Origin of the sequence: Amycolatopsis azurea DSM 43854, assembly GCF_001995215.1 — a bacterium.
Classification (GTDB): Bacteria; Actinomycetota; Actinomycetes; order Mycobacteriales; family Pseudonocardiaceae; genus Amycolatopsis; species Amycolatopsis azurea.
In genome coordinates, this window is record NZ_MUXN01000002.1 from 267,154 (window position 1) to 284,413 (window position 17,260).

The window sequence follows — 17,260 nt, forward strand, 5'->3', positions numbered from 1 at the left end:
ATGAACACAGCGAAAGGCACGGTCCTGGTCTCCGGCGCGAGCATCGCCGGCCCCGCCGTCGCGTTCTGGTTGCGGCGGTACGGATTCGCGGTGACCGTGGTGGAGAAGGCGCACGGACCGCGTGGCGGCGGTTATCCCATCGACGTACGTGGCACCGCGCTGGAAGTGGCCCGCCGGATGGGAATCCTGCCGCGGCTGCGGGAAGCGCATATCGAAACGCGTTCGCTGACCTTCGTCGACGCCGAGGGTCACGAGGTGGCGTCGGTGCATCCGCAGGCGGTCGTCGGCGGGGTCGAGGGGAGTGACGTCGAAGTGCGTCGCGGGGATCTGGCGGAAATCCTTTATGGGGCAACGCGCGACGACGTCGAGTACGTGTTCGGCGACTCCATCGAAGCGCTCGCCGAACACGAGGACGGCGTCGATGTCACCTTCCGCGGTGGGACGCGGCGCGGTTTCGATCTGGTGGTGGGGGCCGACGGCCTGCACTCGCGCACCCGCGAGCTGATTTTCGGTTCCGAGCACAAGTTCCACCGCTATCTCGGATATTGCTTCGCCGGATTCACCATGCCCAACGAGTTCGGGCTCTCGCGGGAAGGCGTGCTCTGGAACAAGCCTGGCCGAGGAGCGGCGCTCTACGCCGTCAAGGGAAGCGACAAGGTCCACGGGTTCCTGGTCGCGGCCCGCCCGGAGCCGCCGCGCGAGTTACTCCGTGATCCCGAGGCGCAACGTGACCTCGTCGCCTCGACTTTCGCCGGTGACGGCTGGGAGATCCCGGCCATGATCGCCGCCCTGCGCGAGGCGGACGACCTGTTCTTCGACACCGTCAGCCAGATCCACCTGCCATGCTGGTCTCAGGGCCGGATCGGTTTGGTCGGAGACGCGGCCTACTCGCCGTCGTTCCTGACAGGCCAGGGAACCAGCCTCGCCCTCGTCGGCGCTTACATGCTGGCCAGGTCCCTGGCCGCCCATCGCGACCACGGCGACGCCTTCGTCGCCTACGAAGGCGAAACCCGGCCATTCGTCGAGCTGAATCAAGCGCAGGTCGGCGTGGGCGAGGCGGCGCTCTTCCCGGTCACCGCCAAGGCCCTCGCGCAACGCACCAGGCGGCTTCGCGGCCTGAGTACCTCGGCACCGGACACCGGGCGACCGGCGCACACCGCCCTCACTCTGCCCGAACCTCTCGCCGGGGCGCAGGGCGCCTGACCTCTCCGAAACCCACGTTGACTTTGCTAGCCATTTCAGTCAATACTGAAATGGCTAGCAAGTTCTCGAGGAGGGTTGACGGTGATGGATCAGGCTCCGCGGAAAGTGACGTTCAACAGTCTCGGCACGTCATGTGCCGGTGATCTGTACCTGCCAGAAGTGGATTCCCCGGTGCCCGGCCTGGTGCTGGGACACAGCGGGGTGATGGTCAAGGAGGCACTGGCCGTGTTCGCGGCCTACTTCGTGCGTGCCGGTTTCGCCGTGCTGGCGATCGACTACCGCACTGTCGGTGCCAGCGAGGGAGAGCCGCGAGGTCAGGACCATCCGCTACGGCAGGTGGAGGACTTCCGCAGCGCGATCTCGTACCTGGAGGGCCGGCCGGAGGTGGACGCGGCGCGAATCGGGTTGTGGGGTGTCAGCGTCGGGGGATCGGTCGCGGTGCAGGCCGCGGTGCTCGACAGGCGCGCGAAGTGTGTCGTGGTGCAGAGCCCGAGTGTGTGGAACGGGTGGCGGTATCTGGAGCGCTTGGTCGGGCATGCCGGTGTGCACGCGCTGCGAGACCGGCTGGACGAAGACTGGCAGCGCCGCTACGAGGGCGGTGCCAGTGCTCGGGTCCCGCACCTGAGCCTGGACGGGGAGTCCGTCCGGGACGCGCCGGACGTGGCCGCGAAGATGTTTCCTTCCTATCGCAACGAAAAGACGCTCGATTCCACCGAGCAGCTGCTCACCTTCGCCCCGGAAGATCTCATCCACCGGCTGGCGCCCACTCCGCTGTTGATGATCGCCAATGGTGGCTGGGACCCGTACCACCTGCTCGAGGAGGCGCAGAGCGCGTACGCCAAGGCCGGTGAACCGAAGCGGCTGGAGGTGCTGCCCTACGACGTCCTCGGGCTCTACACCGGTCCGGGTCTCGACGAGGCGATGGCGCTGGCCGTGGACTGGTTCGATCGCCACCTTCGAGTGATCCGCGCCGTCACTCCGACACCCGCCGCCGAGCCGGTCGCCGTCATGACACAGTGACAGCCCCGAGAAGTCGGCAGAGGAGGACGGGCGATGTCCGAACAGGACAAGCAGGACGAGGTGCTGCGGTGGGTCGAGCGGGTGGCCACCTTCTGCGTGGAGGAATGGGCGCTCCCGCCGATCACCGGGCGCATCCTCGGCTTGCTGATGATCTGCGACCCGCCCGAACGCTCCGCGGGCCAGATCGCCGAGACGATCCAGGCCAGTCGCGCCTCGCTGACCTCGAACATGCGCTTCCTCACCACCATCGGCCTCGTTCGCAAGGTCCGAGTGCCCGGTGACCGCACGACGTACTACCGCATCGAGGACGACGCCTGGCACAAGGTGATCCAGCGCAAACTCGACAGCCTCGGCGCCTTCGGTGACATCGCCGACGAAGGGATGAAACTCGTCGGCGGCCGAGGGGCGCACACCGAACGCATCCACGCCGCCCAGGAGGCCTTGACCTGGCTTCGCGACATCGCGGCCCGCAATCCTCCGAAAACTTAGGGACCTCTCGTGCAACGCCTTCGACTCGACCTGGACCCGCTCCGGGAAACGCTCCTGCTCACCCTCCACGCGAGGGCTCTGGACGCCGGACTTCCCAACCCGATTCTCGGCGACGCCCGCTCCATCGACATCGCCGAGCAGATCGACTACGACTTCACCAAGCTCAAACTCAAGCCCAGCCTGATCTGTGGCACCGCCTCGCGTGCCAAGAAACTCGACGAGGCTGTCCGCGCCTTCGTCGCCGACCATCCCGACGCCGTCGTGCTCGATCTCGGCTGCGGACTCGACACCCGTGTGCTCCGGTGTGATCCGCCCGCCGGTGTCGACTGGTACGACGTCGACTTTCCCGACATCGCCGACCTGCGGCAGCGGTTCCTCCCGGATCGATCCCTGCGCATCGGCACCGATCTGACCGAACGGGGCTGGCTCGATCCGTTGCCGCGCGACCGGCCAGCCATGATCGTCGCCGAAGGGCTGCTGCCGTTCCTGCCCGGCGACTCCTTCCAGCGGATGGTCCGGGACCTGACCGCGCATTTCGGCACTGGCGAACTCGCCGTCAACGGTTACACGCGGTTCGCCGCGTGGTCGATGAAGTACCACCCGACGATCAGGACGATCGGGATCACCGCCGCACAGGGCTTCGACGACCCGCGCGACCCCGAGACCTGGGATGCCGGTCTGACCCTGGCCGAGGAGCAACTGCTCGCCCGCGCCCCGGAGGTCGACGATTTCCCTCAGCCGCTGCGTGCGGTGACCCGACTCATGAGCCACAGCGTCGCCCTGTCCCGGCAAGGCACTCGCGTACTCCGCTATCGGTTCGGCTGAGAAGGGCGGGGCTGCCGGTCTTTCAGCCACCGGTCCGCCGTCTGCCAGATGACCTGCGGGTCGACGTCGGTCGCGTGCCAGGTGGTGGCGCGAGTGGTCCCGAGATCGCGGTATTTCCGCATGATCTCGACGTGCGTGGGGAGCCCGACGAAACCGCGCAGGCCGGCGCGGTCACACCAGACCGAGACCGACCCCAGGCGCCGCCGCAGCGGTTCGGCCCACAGCCACACGCCGACCGCGCCGGTGAGCCGCGGCCACTCGCGGCTGAGTGTGTAACCCGCCCGATAGGCGCCGGGCGTTCGCCGGAAGTCGTTCAAGGTCAACTCGGTGACGCTGACCAGTATTTCTCCGGTGAAGTCCGCCGCCGGGCCGATGATCCACTTGCTTCTGAGCACGCGCTCTCCTCGTGTCCATGATGATATGACACCGTAGATGATACGCGTATGCATACTACTTTCGGAGGTGGTTTTCCTTGACATGCATGACAGTATTTTTCCAACCAAACGACTAGTGCGTTGCCGGGATTGTGGTTGTGCAGACGGTGATCCGGGTCGGCGCCTCTGGGGAGAGGAACTGTCCATGCAGCCAGTCCGCCGTATCCCGCTGGTTCTCGCGCTCGGCGCCGCCTTGGGAATCGCTGTCGTGCCACCAGCCCTCGCGGGGCCGGCCTCCGGTGACGACTACTACCAGGACGCGCTGGGCAAGACCGGTGCCGAACTCAAGGCGGCGTTGCACGGGATCATCGGCAACAACACCAAACTGACCTACGAACAGGTGTGGGACGGGATCAGGGCCACCGACGAGGATCCGGCCAACGCGGCGAACGTCGTCCTGCTCTACAGCGGCCGTTCGCAGGCGAAGACGGCCAACGGCGGGGGAGTCGACGACTGGAACCGGGAACACGTCTGGGCCAAGTCGCACGGCGACTTCGGCACGGCCACCGGACCCGGCACCGACTTGCACCACCTCCGGGCCGAGGACGCGTCGGTCAACAGCACCCGCGGGAACAAGGACTTCGACGCCGGCGGGTCCCCGGTCGAGGAAGCGCCCGGGAGCCTGACCGACGACGACTCGTTCGAGCCGCGGGACGCGGTCAAGGGCGACGTGGCCCGCATGATCCTGTACATGGGCGTGCGTTACGACGGCACCGACGGATTCCCCGACCTGGAACCGAACGACGCCGTCGACAACGGCTCGAAGCCCAACATCGGCCGCCTCTCCGTCCTGCTGAAGTGGAACACCCAGGACCCGCCGGACGCCACCGAGCAGCGCCGCAACCAGGTCATCTTCGACAAGTTCCAGCACAACCGGAACCCGTTCATCGACCACCCGGAATGGGCCGCCTCCATCTACGGCTAGCGGGGCGGCGGCAGATCCAGGGCGCGAGCGAGGGCCGTGACGACCGGGACGGCATGGTGAGGCAGGGTTCGGTCGGCCCAATCTGTTGCCAGTAAAAGGAAACCGGCGAGGTCGTCCTCGGCTCCGGCGAGAAGCCGCCGGAGTTCGAGGGCGGGCAGCTCGATCACCGGGCTGTCGGATCGTTCGCAGTCGACGGTCAGCAGGACGGTCTCACCGCGGCGTTCGGCGCCAGGATCGGGATCGTGCCCGAACCCGATCTGCCACTCGCTCTCGAGGACCTGGTGCCACTCGCGCCAGTCTTCGAGACCGTTGCAGCAGCCAGGCAGGAACGTCACGCCCGTGACGCTGTCCGTCACCCTCAACCCGCCGGCCGCGAAGAGCGAGTCGAAGGTGAGCAAGCCGTGCAGGAACGACCCCATCGGGTCGGCGGGCCGGGGTGGGCGGTCGTCCTGCTCGGGGTCGACGTCGTTGCAGCGGGCGATGCGCATCACCGCTGTCCCGACCTCCAACGGCGTGAGTTCGCCGCTGAGCGCCAGATAGCCGAACGAACCGACGTCGGTGACAGGCCAGAGATCGAAGCCGTCAGACACGGAGACCTCCAAGACCGGCTGCATCGTGATCACCTGGGAAGTGTCGCTCAACCCCGCCCGTCCTGTCTGCCGAATTCTGTGGCGGCCCTAATGCGCTTGGTCCGTGGTGATCTTCTTGAAGAAGCACACGCGATCCTGGCCGGGGCCGTCGTAGTCACTGTGGACCGGCAGTCCGTCGACCGTTCGGTCACCGGGTTCGAGCGAGAACTCCATGGCGCGGTGAAAGGCGATGGATCCGGTGTTGCCCGGCGAGGTGATCGCCCGCACTTCGCTGCGGCCCGCCTCGGCGGCCCGCTGGAAGAAAGCCGTGTACAGACGGCGGGCCGTCCCCTGGCCGCGAAGCGCCGGATCCACACCCACGAAATGGATGTACGCCTCCACGTCGTTGCCGGGGGCGTGGAAGCCGACGAGGAAAGCCCTGATCCCGTTTTCGTCCTCCGTCACCAGGCTCGTGCCGGAGAAGAACTGCAAGAAAAGTTTGGGCAGCAGAAGGGAAAGCTCGCGGGCCTGTTCGGGAGTCCGCGAGTCGCCCCACCACTGTCGCACGCGGGTGACGATCGCGCTGTGGTCGGATACGCGGGCTTGGCGCAGGTCGTGCATGTCGTTCCTTTTCGTGACAGGGGAAGAGGTCGTGCCCCGCCGCTGAAGCTCGGCCACCCGCCGACGGTACCCTGCGGCTGCTACACATCGGATCCTGGTACCGGCCACAACGGCGGAAGAGGGTTCTGCTGCCGGAGCAGTTACTACTGAGGATGGACGTCCGGAGAGCCAGGGCTTTGTGGATAGAACGGCTAGCGGCCGTGCAGCAGCACCGGCAGTACACGATGTCCGTTGGAAATGAAGGAATCGAGATGCCGCAGGTCCTCCGGGGAAGTCGCGAGCGTCAGGTCCGGGAACCGCTCGAACAGAGCGGGCAGCGCGATCGCCGCTTCCAGCCGCGCCAGCGGGGCGCCGAGGCAGAAGTGCACGCCGTGGCCGAAAGCGACATGCGCTTTGTCGGCGCGGGTGACGTCGAACGCGTCGGCGTTCTGCCCGTGTAGTGCCGGATCCCGGCCCGCGGCGGCATAACCGGCCAAGATCGCCTCGCCCTTCCGGATGACCACGTCGGCGACATGGATGTCGTCGACGGCGTAACGCAGCGGCAGATGCGCCACCGGTGCCTGCCAGCGCAGCGTCTCCTCGATCGCGTCCTGCCAGGAAACCCGCCCGGCGCGGATTTCGGCGAGTTGCTCCGGATGGGTCAGCAGGGCGGTGATGGCCTGGTCGAGGAGGTTCACGGTGGTTTCGTGCCCGGCCGAGATGAACAGGATCAGGGTGTCGATCAGTTCGATTTCGTCGAGGCGGGCGCCGTCGTCCTGGCTCTGCGCGGCGATGAGTGCCGTGGTGAGGTCTTCGCCGGGGGCCTCGCGCTTCGCGGCGACGAGGTCGGTGAAGATCGAGTGGATGTCCTGGTACGCGGCCAGCATCGCCACCTGGCTCGCCGAGGTCTGGAAGAAGACGTCGACGGATTTGCGCAGCCTGGCGCGGGCCGAGTCCGGAACGCCGAACAGCTGGCAGATCACCTCGATGGGCACCGGGTAGGCGAAACCTTCCCGCAGGTCGACGGGTTCGCCCGCCGGTTTGGCCGCGATCGTCTCCAACAGGTCGGAGACGATCGCGGTGATCCAGGGTTCCAGTGTGGCGATCCGGCGCGCGGTGAACGCCTGCGCCACCAGCGAGCGCAGTCGTCTGTGGTCGGCGCCGTACGCGGTGAACATGTTCCGCACCGAAACCCACACCAGCAACGGCCAGTCCTCGCCGATGTCGGCGAACGCGGGCCAGTGTTGCCGGGCATCCTTCGATACCCGCGGATCGCCGAGCAGACCGCGCAGCAATTCGTAGCTCGTCACCGACCAGGCCACGACACCGCCTGGCAGCTCCACCTGGGTGAGCGGTCCGCGCTCGCGCAGGCGTTCGTTTTCTGCGTGGATGTCGTGGCCGTTCGGGTCCAGCACCAGCGGACGCGTCACCGGGGATCGTCCTTTCTCGGGGGAAAGAAGTGATCCCAGCGTGCCAGCAGTGCCGCTGCCCGGGTACCAGCCAACCGGTGACGCTGCTCCGTTTTGTCAGCGGCGGCCGCTGAGGGTGGTGGATCCGGCGTAGCGGGCTTCGGCGCCGAGCTCCTCTTCGATGCGGATGAGCTGGTTGTACTTGGCAGTGCGGTCGGAGCGCGACAGCGAGCCGGTCTTGATCTGCCCGCAGTTGGTGGCGACAGCGAGGTCGGCGATGGTGGTGTCCTCGGTTTCGCCGGAGCGGTGCGACATCACCACGGAGTAGCCCGCCTTGTGCGCGGTTTCGACCGTGGTGAGGGTTTCGGTGAGCGTCCCGATCTGGTTGACCTTGACCAGGATCGAGTTCCCGATGCCACGTTCGATGCCGTCGTTGAGCAGGTTCACGTTGGTACAGAAGACATCGTCGCCGACGAGCTGGACACGGTCGCCGATGGTGTCGGTGAGCTGCTTCCAGCCGGTGAAATCGTCCTGGGCGACACCGTCCTCAATGGACACGATGGGGTAGCGCGAGGTCAGGTCGGCGAGGTAGGCCACGTGCTCCTCGATGCTGCGCTTGCGCCCCTCACCGGTGTAGTCGTAGACGTCGCCGGTGTAGAACTCGGACGCGGCCGGGTCGAGCAGCAGGGCGATGTCCTCGCCGGGGGTGTACCCGGACTTCTCGATCGCGCGCAGCACGAACTCGAGTGCTTCGTCGGCGGAGCTGAGGTTGGGCGCGAAGCCGCCTTCGTCGCCGACGTTGGTGCCGTGCCCGGCTTCGCGCAGCGACGCGCGCAGGGTGTGGAACACCTCCGAGCCCATCCGGACGGCGTCGGCGAAGGTCTCCGCGCCGAGCGGGCCGATCATGAACTCCTGGAAGTCGATCGGGTTGTCCGCGTGCGCTCCGCCGTTGATGATGTTCATCATCGGCATCGGGAGCAGGTGCGCGAACACGCCGCCGACGTAACGGTACAACGGGAGCTGCTTCGCGGCCGCGGCGGCTTTCGCCACGGCGAGCGAGACGCCGAGGGTGGCGTTGGCGCCGAGCCGCGCCTTGTTCGCGGTGCCGTCCAGCGCGATCAGCGCGCGGTCGACCTCGGCCTGTGCTTCGGCGTCGAGCCCGACGACGGCCTCGGCGATCTCGGTGTTGACGGCGTCGACGGCCTTGCGGACGCCCTTGCCGTGGAAGCGGGTCTTGTCCCCGTCGCGCAGTTCGACGGCTTCCTTGGTGCCGGTGGACGCGCCCGACGGCACGGCGGCCCGTCCGAGCGAGCCGTCCGCGAGTTCGACGTCGACCTCGACGGTCGGGTTGCCCCGGCTGTCGAGGATCTGGCGGCCGTGGACGCGGATGATCGCGGTCATGTGCACTCCTTGCCTGGTCGCGCCGCCCCCAGTGAGCAGCGGGACATCCGTGAGGCTAGCAGAAATCAGCTGAATCGATACCGAGCTCTGACCAGGCATTTCGGTGAGACGAAGGGTTCCGCGCGATGCGGGGAGAGACCAGTGGTCCTGTCGGGTGTCAGGTCCGTGAAGGCCTCCTTGAGGGACCCTGGGTCCCTCAAGGAGGCCTTCACGGACCGGTGCTCGGCGGCGGCGAGCGGGGTGAAGGGGTCTTTCCGCTCATTGCGCGAGCGGAAAGTCCCCTTCGCCCCCGGTCTTGTGGTCTTCGCGGGTGACGGAGGCTCGGAGGGTGTTGCGAAAGCCACTTTCGCAACCTTCAACGTTGCGAAAGTGGCTTTCGCAACACCGAGGTCGGCGTTGCAGGCGAGGCAACTCACCACTGGCTCGGACGGCTCAGTCGCCCGGCCGACCCCGCCGCGGCGCGTAGAGGCGGTGCATGAGCAGTTCGAGCGGGCCGCGGTCGAAGTGGCGGAGCCACACGACGGCGAAGGCGACGTTCACCAGCCCGACGAACCCCCAGAGGCCGACGATCCACCACGGCCGGGCGTCCGCGAACTGTTCGGCGAAGCCGAAGCCCCAGCCGTAGCAGAGGATGCCGGCCAGCAGGTTCTGGAGTACGTAGCAGGAGAGGGCCGTGCGGCCGACCGCGATCAGTCCACTTCGGACGATTCCTGGCCGTTCGCGCATCCGGAGGGAGAGATGGGTGACGAGGGCGAGCAGGCCGAGGGCGACGAGCGGGGGCAGCAGATACCTGTCGACGAGTAGCCAGTCCGGCCCGCTGAAGCCGGTCACCACGTTCAGCGGCAGACCGACGGCGAAGCCGAGTACCAGCAAGCGTTTGCGGAGCCGTCCGCCTTGCGCCGTGTCGTCGAAGACGCCGGCCCTGCGCAGCCGGGAACCGAGCAGGAACAGGACGACGGCGGACGGCACGATCAGGACGGTTTCCGCTCGCATCATCAGGAATTCGTTCAGGCGGAGGGAAACCTGGGCGGGCCAGCTGGCCGTCGCGGCGGGGCTGACCGGGACCGGCTCACCGGAAACGTCCGGTTGGGACACCAGGAACGCGGTCAAGGCGAACAGCAGTGTGGCGTATGCGCCGCCCACCACGACGACGACGGCGCGCACGACCCGATCGCTGCGGCCGACGACATACGCGACGACCAGCGAGGTGAGTCCGTACGCCATGAGCACGTCGCCTTCGAAGACGAGCAGGTAGTGAACGAGGCCTTCGAGGAAGAGGATGCCCGCCCGGAGCGGATACCTGCCAGGCCAGGAGACGCCGCGGCGTCGCGCGGATTGATATTGCAGCTCCAGTCCCACGCCGAACAGGATCGTGAGCAGGGCGAGGAATTTTCCGTTGGACAGCACGCGGAGACCGAGTTCGGCGTGTTCGGCGAAGCCGGTCGCGGACCCGACGAAGTCCTGGAAGAATCCCGTCGGTCCGCCGGGATGCGCGAACAGGAATACGTTCGTGCCGAATGTGCCGAGAATCGCCACCCCTCGTAGCAGGTCCAGAGAAGAGATGCGTCCGCCGCGGGATTGACGCGCGGCGGCGACGGCCGAGGTCTGGTGGATCATGTCTTCGAGCGTGCCAGTGGCCGCATCCGGCCCCATCCGTCGTTGGGATGATCTTGCTCTGGTCACTTCGTAGCATTTCCGGATAGCGTTCGTCCTTCCGAGGAGGAGCAAGGCGATCCGGTAACGAAACGTATTTCCGATCGGGCGAATTACTCTGATCGGATGTCACGCTTTCGTGGTGTCCGGAGTAACGGCGCTCCGACTGTCCATTGTGGAGTGAGCTGTTTCGCTCGTCGTCGGTCTGCTACAGCTTTGCCGTGATCGTCCTCGGTTGCTTCGAAGGTCGGGCGAAGATTCGTTGCCCGTCGAGCGGTGTCCTGCGGAATCCATCGATGTCGTGCTTGCGTTGAGCCCGTCCTCTGGAATTCCTTGACAGCGACTTCGCCATCTCGGTACACAGGCGTTGTCGGTCTTCTCAAAGGGGAGCTGGGGCGAAGCTCATACGTAATCGGTCGTACCAAATCGCGTCTGACAGACGGTGTGGAAACAAATAACGGGAAAGGAGGTGCGCTCATGTATTCGAAGCCGACCTTGCTCAAGCTCGGTTCTTTCGAGCGGCTGACCAAGCACAGCCGTCCGGCCAAAAAGGACAAGGCCGGACGTCGGCGTCCGCGTCACGTCCTGCTCTGATCGGTAGCCGGTAGACGCGTGGTGGCGCGATACCTGGGAAGCGGGATGGTCACGCCACCACGTGTATTTCGGGATTCTTGTCGAACGGGGACGGTCTTGACGACGAACAATCGCGCTCCAGCCGGGGAGTGGGTGATCGCGCTTCCCGATCATCCCGATGCCGCCGCGGTCGTCGCCAAGGCCGGGCCGACGACGCGGCGAGTCGACCATCCTTCGGGCAGGCCTTGGCTGATCGGCCACTGGAATCCGATCGACCTGCGGGTCGGTTCCGCCGGAGCCGCGGCGTCCGTCGCGGTCTTCGGGTTCTGTTCCGCCACGCCGGAGAAACTGTCGGGGATCGCGGCGCGGGCCGGTGACGTGACCGCGCTGGACGATCTCCCGCTGGCCGGGAGCTTCCACCTCCTGGCCACCGTCGACGGCGTCAGCCGGATCCAGGGCAGCCTGTCGGGCCTGCGCCGGGTTTTCCACGCCTCCGTGGGCGGGGTGACCGTGGCGTCGACCCGCGCCGACGTGCTGGCCGCGCTGACCGGAGCCGGGATCGACCGGTCGAGGCTGGTGATGCGGTTCCTGCTGTCGGAGATTCCGCTCCACACCATGAACGCGCCGCTCTGGCAGGGAATACGCGCCGTGGACGAGGACTCCTGCCTGCTCCTCTTCCCCGACGGGCGCTGCCGGATCCGGCGGCGCTGGGAACCACCTGTCGACGACTTGCCGCTGACGGAGGCGGCCGGCGCGCTGCGGGTGGCGCTGGCCGACGCGGTGCAGGCCCGGCTGGACACGGGCCTGACGGTGACCGCGGATCTCTCCGGTGGCCTGGATTCCACCACCCTGTGTTTTCTGGCCTCACGCGGCGGCCGTCCGTTGACCGCCGTCACCCAGCTCGCCATGGACATCGGCGACGACGATCCACTGTGGGCGGATCTGGCCGCCGAGCAGCTGCCGAATCTGCGCCGGATCAAGGTTCCCCGCGGCACGCTGCCCGCCCACTACAGCGATGTGCTCGACCGTTTTCCCCCGGCGGAGGAACCGTTTCCCGGCGTGGAGGACCGCCCGATGTATCGCGCGCTGGCCGCCAAGGCCGCCGCGGCGGGGTCGCAGGTCCACCTGACCGGTGACGGCGGCGACGAGACCCTCATGGGTGGCGCGTCGGGAGTGTTCGAACTGCTGCCCACCCGGCCGTTGACCGCGTTGCGGCGACTGCGCGCGTACCGGGCCTTGGAGCACTGGAGATGGCGCGATATCGCCAAGTACGCCCTGGAACGGCGGGACGACTACCCGGCCTGGCTGGCGAAACGCGCCGAAGGCATCGTCGCTTCGCCACTGGACGACGAAGGCGCGTCCAATCTCGTGCAACTTCCGCCCTGGGCCACGGAGGAGGCGGTCGGCCTCGCCCGGAACCTGCTTCGTGAGGAAGCGGAGAAGACCCGTCAGCACGGGCACAACTGGACGGCTCACCACACCATCTGGGGAATCCGGCTCTGTGCGAGCCTGGTGCGGGCCGCGACGCCGTTGTACGCGATGGCAGGAATCCGGGTCACTTCGCCGTACCTGGACGACGCGGTGATCCAGGCCTGCATGTCCGCCCGCGCCCACGAGCGCCGCACCCCTTGGCGGTACAAACCCCTTCTGGTGGAGGCGATGCGGGGCATCGTTCCCGAACGCTGCCTGGCGCGATCGACGAAAGCGGAGGGCTCCAACGTGGAACACGACGGTCTTCGCGCCAACGCGGACCGGTTGGCGGCGCTGTGCGACGAATCGCGGCTCGGCGCGCTGGGCTTGATCGACCCGGCCCGCTTGCGCGAGATCTGCACCGGCTTCCAGTTCCGGCTTTTCACCCCGTACGCCATTTCCATCACCTTCAGCTGCGAGCGGTGGCTGCGTGATCTGGAACCGGTCACCGCCGACTCGGAAGCGAAGTCAGGAAGTGCCTCATGACCTTGCGCCTGCGCGACGACGTTTCGCTGACCGAGGCCGAAGACGGCGGCGGGGTGCTGCTCAACGAGCGCTCGGGCGAATACTGGCAACTGAATCTCAGCGGCTTCACGACTTTGCGCATGGGACTCGCGGACGCCGACGAGCAGATCATCGCCCACGCCCTGGTTCCCGACGGCGCACCTGCCGGAGTGGAACAGGCGCTGCTCGACATCCGGGAACTCATCGAAGAGCTGGTTTCGGCGGGGTTGGTGACCCGGTCGTGAGCTCTCCGGAGACGTTGTTCGCCGCCGATCGGCCGCCGTTGTCCCTCCGGCTGGCGGCGCGGCTCGCCGTCGCGGTCGCGCTGCCGGTGGCGCATCTCCCGCCCCGTCGGATCCGCCTGTTGCTGTCGATGGTGCGCAGGGGCGCGGCCCCGGCCACCTACCGGCAGGCGCAGGCGGCACGATCGGCCGTCATCACGGTCAGCCTGACCTGTGCGGGCAAAGGCTGTCTGCCTCGTTCGATCGCCACGGCGTTGCTGTGCCGGCTTCATGGCCGGTGGCCGACGTGGCGGACCGGGGTGCGCACCGGACCGTTCGGCGCGCACGCCTGGGTCGAAGCGGAAGGCCGCGCCGTGGACGAAGGAGAACAGGTCCTGGCCTTTCGTCCGTTGATCACGGTCGAACCGCGCCGCCCTTGACGTTCCCGGACGGTGGATACCATCGAACCCGGGAATTCCCACCGATAGCGACAAGGCATCAGGGAGCCTGCATGTTCACCAAGGTCCATTCCGGGCGAACCGATCAGGACGCCGATATGGACGAGGAAGATCAAGAGCCGGAGACCGACGAGAAAGTCCGCGTGAATTGGCGCGAGCTCGTCCGGATCACCCGAGGTCACCGGCTCCCGATCGCCGGGGCGATGGGACTGGCGCTGCTCGGCGGTGTGACCGGTCTGGCGCAACCGTTGCTGGCGACCAAGACCATCGACGCGTTCTCCGGCAGCCGCCCTTACGCGCTCCTGCTGACCTTGCTGGCCGTGGTGTTCCTGGCCGAGGCCGTCATCACCGCGTTCAGCCACTATCTGCTCGAACGCACCGGCGAGAGCATCGTGCTGGGGCTGCGGCTGCGCATCGTCGACAGGCTGCTGCGGTGGCCGATGCGGCGGTACCAGCAGCATCGGCTCGGTGACCTGCTCACCCGCACCACCAGCGACACCACCCTGCTGCGCGATTCACTGGCGTACGACCTGGTCGAGGCGACCGTCGGCGTGTTCATCATCGTCGGCGGCATCGCCATGATGATCTGGCTGGACGCGATGATGTTCCTCATCGTGGCGGTGATCGTCGGCACCATCGGTGGGCTGACCATGTTGCTGCTGGCGGGAATCCGTACCTCGGTGGAAGACGCGCAGGACAGCCTCGGCGGCATGAGCGCCGAACTGGAACGCGCGCTTTCGGCCATCCGGACCGTGCGGGTGATGCGCGCCGAAGGCCGCGAGAAGGACCGAATCGGCCGCCTCGCCCAGGATGCCTACGAGAACAGCTTGCAAGCCGTCAAACGCAACGCCGTGATCAATCCGGCGATGACCCTCGCCGTCCACGGCGCCATGATCACCGTGCTCGTGGTGGGCGGACTGCGGGTGGCGGGCGGCGGGACCTCGCTGGCCGACTTGGTCGGGTTCCTGCTCTACGTCACCTACATCGCCACGCCCATGGCGAACATGTTCGACGTCTTCGCCACGCTGCAACGCGGATTGGCCGCCTTGCAGCGGGTCGACGACGTCACGCGGATTCCCACCGAGGACGAGGAGATCACGCGCCCGGCGACCACCCGGCCCCGCTCCCTCGAGCACTCTCCGGACACCGGCGACGTCCCGGCGATCGAATTCCGCGACGTCGGGTTCTCCTACGAGCCCGATCGTCCGGTGTTGCAGAACGTCTCGTTCAGCGTCGACCGACACAGCCATGTCGCGCTGGTCGGCCCGTCCGGCGCGGGCAAGTCGACGATCTTCGCGCTGATAGCCCGGTTCCACGATCCGCGGACCGGGCACATCCTCCTGGGCGGGCGGGACAGCGCCCACGAGATGTCCGTCGACGAATGCCGCCGGGCGATCAGCCTGGTGGAGCAGAGCGCGCCGGTCATGCACGGCACCTTGCGGGAGAACATCGTCTACGCCAAACCCGGCGCCGACGACGCCGAGATCGCCCGCGCCGTCGAACTGGCCAGCCTGGAAAGCCTCGTCAGCCGCTTGCCACAGGGCCTCGACACCCCGGTGGGGGAGCACGGCAGCGCGCTCTCCGGCGGCGAGCAGCAACGCGTCGCCATCGCCCGTGCCCTGCTGCCGCGTCCACAGTTGCTGCTGCTCGACGAACCGACCTCGCACCTCGACAGCGCGAACGAAGCGGTCCTTGCCCGCACCATCGAGCACATCACCGCCGAATGCACGTTGCTGGTGATCGCGCACCGGCCGTCCACGATCCAGGCGGCCGACAAGACCGTGTTGCTGGATCACGGACGCGTCGAGGCGATCGGGCCTTATCAGGAGGTGACGGGCCCCGGACGCGGCTCGCCGCCTGCCTGAGGATCGGCTGAAGATCCGTGCCGCTTCCTCCCTGGCAGGGAGAATGGGCGCATGGAACCGGACCGGGTGTTACTCGTCGAGGACGCGGAGGCGATCCGCGCCGCGGTCGAATCCGCGCTGACCGGCGCCGGGCACCGGGTGCTCGGCCTGCCGGACGGCGACCGGCTGGAACGGTGCCTCGCCGAGTTCCGGCCCGATCTGGTCGTGCTGGACGTCATGCTGCCCGGGCGCGACGGTTTCGAGCTGCTCAAGGTCGTGCGCCGGTCCACCACGGCCGGTGTGGTGCTGCTGACCGCGCGGGACGCGGTGGACGACCGGCTCCGCGGGTTCGGCGAGGGCGCCGACGACTACGTGACGAAACCGTTCGTGCTGGCCGAACTCGTGGCCAGGGTGGAGGCGGTGCTGCGGCGGCTGGGCCGGACCCGGCCGGTCGTCGAGGTCGGCGACCTGCTGATCGACGTCGAATCCGGGGTGGTGCGCCGGGCGGGGATCCCGGTCGAGCTGACCGCGACCGAGCTGAAACTGCTCACCTTCCTCGCGAACCGCCGGGACCGCGTGGTCGGGAAGGCGCAGCTGCTCACCGGAGTCTGGGGTTACGACGACTACGCGGCGAACCTGGTCGAGGTCCACATCAGCGCCTTGCGCCGCAAACTGGAGACGAACGGACCGCGACTGCTGCACACCGTCCGCGGTCTCGGCTACGTCCTGCGCGACGGGGACGCATGAGCCGCCTCGGCACCGTGTCCCTGCGCCGCCGGGTGACCGTGACCGCGTCCCTGGTACTCGGGGTGGTGCTGGTGGCGCTGGGGTTCACCATCGCCGCCGTGTTCTCCGCGCAGGGCCAGCGGAATCTGAACGCGCTGCTCGCGGGACGGGTCCAGCTGGCTCAGCAACTGGCGAAGGAGAACGTCGCGCCGGCGAACCTGGTGCGCCGGATCGACGCGCGCGGCGTGGTGGTGAGCCTGCGCCTGCCGTCGGGGGACACCATCGGCGCGCCGCCGGAGCGTTCCGGTGACGTGAAACGGGTGACCGCCAAGCTGTCGGGGCCGCCGCGGATCAACGGCGCGGAACTGGTGCTGACCGCCGACACCGCGCTGCTCGACGGCGCCGAGCGCACGTTGGCCCGGGTACTGGTGATCGGCGGGCTGGCCGCGATCGTCGTGACGGCGTTCGCGCTCCTGCTCGGGATGCGGGTCGCCCTCCTGCCGCTGGACCGGATGACCGGACTGGCGCGGTCGATCGCGTCGGGCAGCCGGGGTGGCCGCTTGTCGCCTTCGCGGACGGACACCGAACTGGGCCGCACGGCCGAGGCGTTCGACGAGATGCTGAACTCCCTGGAGGCGTCCGAAGAGCGGATGCGCACCTTCGTCGCGGACGCCGCGCACGAACTGCGCACGCCGATCGCCGGGGTGAACGCGGCCGCCGAGGCGGTGCTGGAACTGGGCCCCGATGCGCGGCCCGAACAGCGTGAACAACTGGAACTGCTGCTGATCCGGGAATCGCGGCGGGCCGGACGGCTGGTCGAGGACCTGCTGGACCTCGCGCGGATCGACGCCGGGGTTCGGCTGGAGACCGAAACGGTGCGCTTGCGGGATCTCGCGCGGAACCAGGCGGATCGGCTGATGCTGCTGGCACCGTCGC

General features: G+C 67.7%; 18 protein-coding genes. 12 read left to right on the forward strand and 6 right to left on the reverse strand.

The window, feature by feature from the left end; translation table 11 throughout:
* The 4 genes from B0293_RS03600 to B0293_RS03615 all read left to right on the forward strand — a co-directional run bounded on the left by B0293_RS03600 (position 1) and on the right by B0293_RS03615 (position 3,537).
* Positions 1 to 1,203 (forward strand): FAD-dependent monooxygenase, encoded by a 1,203-nt coding sequence (locus B0293_RS03600; protein ID WP_039919186.1) that lies wholly within the window; start codon positions 1 to 3, stop codon positions 1,201 to 1,203.
* Between the two features lie 84 nt (positions 1,204 to 1,287).
* Positions 1,288 to 2,223, forward strand: a complete 936-nt coding sequence (locus B0293_RS03605) for an alpha/beta hydrolase (protein ID WP_143254469.1) — start codon at positions 1,288 to 1,290, stop codon at positions 2,221 to 2,223.
* Positions 2,224 to 2,256: 33 nt separating this feature from the next.
* Positions 2,257 to 2,712, forward strand: coding sequence for a GbsR/MarR family transcriptional regulator (locus tag B0293_RS03610; protein WP_005163770.1), 456 nt, complete (start codon positions 2,257 to 2,259; stop codon positions 2,710 to 2,712).
* Positions 2,713 to 2,721: 9 nt separating this feature from the next.
* Positions 2,722 to 3,537, forward strand: a complete 816-nt coding sequence (locus B0293_RS03615) for a class I SAM-dependent methyltransferase (protein ID WP_005163769.1) — start codon at positions 2,722 to 2,724, stop codon at positions 3,535 to 3,537.
* On the opposite strand, the gene B0293_RS03620 is transcribed toward B0293_RS03615, so the two are convergent.
* Entirely contained in the window at positions 3,522 to 3,932 is a 411-nt protein-coding gene (locus B0293_RS03620) for a hypothetical protein (RefSeq protein WP_005163767.1), read from the reverse strand. The two genes, B0293_RS03615 and B0293_RS03620, sit on opposite strands and share 16 nt — an antisense overlap.
* Before the next feature lie 184 nt (positions 3,933 to 4,116).
* Between B0293_RS03620 and B0293_RS03625 the strand changes: the two genes are divergently transcribed.
* Positions 4,117 to 4,896, forward strand: coding sequence for an endonuclease I family protein (locus tag B0293_RS03625; protein WP_005163759.1), 780 nt, complete (start codon positions 4,117 to 4,119; stop codon positions 4,894 to 4,896).
* Here B0293_RS03625 and B0293_RS03630 read toward each other — a convergent pair.
* The 5 genes from B0293_RS03630 to B0293_RS03650 all read right to left on the reverse strand — a co-directional run bounded on the left by B0293_RS03630 (position 4,893) and on the right by B0293_RS03650 (position 10,492).
* The gene (locus B0293_RS03630) at positions 4,893 to 5,486 is read right to left on the reverse strand and encodes a hypothetical protein (RefSeq protein WP_209437333.1); all 594 of its coding nucleotides are present in this window, start codon (positions 5,484 to 5,486) and stop codon (positions 4,893 to 4,895) included. The two genes, B0293_RS03625 and B0293_RS03630, sit on opposite strands and share 4 nt — an antisense overlap.
* An 87-nt stretch (positions 5,487 to 5,573) precedes the next feature.
* Positions 5,574 to 6,086 (reverse strand): GNAT family N-acetyltransferase, encoded by a 513-nt coding sequence (locus B0293_RS03635; protein WP_005163745.1) that lies wholly within the window; start codon positions 6,084 to 6,086, stop codon positions 5,574 to 5,576.
* A 191-nt stretch (positions 6,087 to 6,277) separates the two neighbouring features.
* On the reverse strand, positions 6,278 to 7,495 hold the full coding sequence (locus B0293_RS03640) for a cytochrome P450 family protein (protein WP_005163744.1): 1,218 nt from the start codon (positions 7,493 to 7,495) through the stop codon (positions 6,278 to 6,280).
* 96 nt (positions 7,496 to 7,591) lie between these two features.
* On the reverse strand, positions 7,592 to 8,875 hold the full coding sequence (eno, locus tag B0293_RS03645; protein ID WP_005163742.1) for a phosphopyruvate hydratase: 1,284 nt from the start codon (positions 8,873 to 8,875) through the stop codon (positions 7,592 to 7,594).
* Positions 8,876 to 9,307: 432 nt separating this feature from the next.
* Positions 9,308 to 10,492 (reverse strand): DUF418 domain-containing protein, encoded by a 1,185-nt coding sequence (locus B0293_RS03650; RefSeq protein WP_039919210.1) that lies wholly within the window; start codon positions 10,490 to 10,492, stop codon positions 9,308 to 9,310.
* Positions 10,493 to 11,005: 513 nt separating this feature from the next.
* On the opposite strand from B0293_RS03650, the gene B0293_RS42895 reads away from it, so the two are divergent.
* The 7 genes from B0293_RS42895 to B0293_RS03680 all read left to right on the forward strand — a co-directional run.
* On the forward strand, positions 11,006 to 11,122 hold the full coding sequence (locus B0293_RS42895; protein WP_005163738.1) for a lasso RiPP family leader peptide-containing protein: 117 nt from the start codon (positions 11,006 to 11,008) through the stop codon (positions 11,120 to 11,122).
* Between the two features lie 96 nt (positions 11,123 to 11,218).
* Entirely contained in the window at positions 11,219 to 13,057 is a 1,839-nt protein-coding gene (locus B0293_RS03655; protein ID WP_209437332.1) for an asparagine synthase-related protein, read from the forward strand.
* On the forward strand, positions 13,054 to 13,320 hold the full coding sequence (locus B0293_RS03660) for a PqqD family peptide modification chaperone (protein ID WP_005163727.1): 267 nt from the start codon (positions 13,054 to 13,056) through the stop codon (positions 13,318 to 13,320). Before B0293_RS03655 ends, B0293_RS03660 begins: the two co-directional genes overlap by 4 nt.
* Positions 13,317 to 13,736, forward strand: coding sequence for a lasso peptide biosynthesis B2 protein (locus B0293_RS03665; protein ID WP_005163726.1), 420 nt, complete (start codon positions 13,317 to 13,319; stop codon positions 13,734 to 13,736). Before B0293_RS03660 ends, B0293_RS03665 begins: the two co-directional genes overlap by 4 nt.
* A gap of 71 nt (positions 13,737 to 13,807) precedes the next feature.
* Positions 13,808 to 15,619: an ABC transporter ATP-binding protein gene (locus tag B0293_RS03670; protein WP_005163723.1), complete on the forward strand. Its 1,812-nt coding sequence runs from the start codon at positions 13,808 to 13,810 to the stop codon at positions 15,617 to 15,619.
* A gap of 51 nt (positions 15,620 to 15,670) precedes the next feature.
* The gene (locus tag B0293_RS03675; protein WP_005163722.1) at positions 15,671 to 16,345 is read left to right on the forward strand and encodes a response regulator transcription factor; all 675 of its coding nucleotides are present in this window, start codon (positions 15,671 to 15,673) and stop codon (positions 16,343 to 16,345) included.
* Positions 16,342 to 17,260 (forward strand): histidine kinase dimerization/phospho-acceptor domain-containing protein (locus tag B0293_RS03680; RefSeq protein ID WP_245820046.1); only part of this gene is annotated, 919 nt, incomplete at its 3' end. The genes B0293_RS03675 and B0293_RS03680, both read left to right, overlap by 4 nt.

What these genes read in the sequence shown, in the direction of transcription:
- B0293_RS03600 (WP_039919186.1), top strand. Translation starts at nt 1, where the DNA reads ATGAACACAGCGAAAGGCACGGTCCTGGTCTCCGGCGCGAGCATCGCC.
- B0293_RS03605 (WP_143254469.1), top strand. Translation starts at nt 1,288, where the DNA reads ATGGATCAGGCTCCGCGGAAAGTGACGTTCAACAGTCTCGGCACGTCA.
- B0293_RS03610 (WP_005163770.1), top strand. Translation starts at nt 2,257, where the DNA reads ATGTCCGAACAGGACAAGCAGGACGAGGTGCTGCGGTGGGTCGAGCGG.
- B0293_RS03625 (WP_005163759.1), top strand. Translation starts at nt 4,117, where the DNA reads ATGCAGCCAGTCCGCCGTATCCCGCTGGTTCTCGCGCTCGGCGCCGCC.
- B0293_RS03635 (WP_005163745.1), bottom strand. Translation starts at nt 6,086, where the DNA reads ATGCACGACCTGCGCCAAGCCCGCGTATCCGACCACAGCGCGATCGTC.
- eno (WP_005163742.1), bottom strand. Translation starts at nt 8,875, where the DNA reads ATGACCGCGATCATCCGCGTCCACGGCCGCCAGATCCTCGACAGCCGG.
- B0293_RS03650 (WP_039919210.1), bottom strand. Translation starts at nt 10,492, where the DNA reads ATGATCCACCAGACCTCGGCCGTCGCCGCCGCGCGTCAATCCCGCGGC.
- B0293_RS42895 (WP_005163738.1), top strand. Translation starts at nt 11,006, where the DNA reads ATGTATTCGAAGCCGACCTTGCTCAAGCTCGGTTCTTTCGAGCGGCTG.
- B0293_RS03660 (WP_005163727.1), top strand. Translation starts at nt 13,054, where the DNA reads ATGACCTTGCGCCTGCGCGACGACGTTTCGCTGACCGAGGCCGAAGAC.
- B0293_RS03670 (WP_005163723.1), top strand. Translation starts at nt 13,808, where the DNA reads ATGTTCACCAAGGTCCATTCCGGGCGAACCGATCAGGACGCCGATATG.
- B0293_RS03675 (WP_005163722.1), top strand. Translation starts at nt 15,671, where the DNA reads ATGGAACCGGACCGGGTGTTACTCGTCGAGGACGCGGAGGCGATCCGC.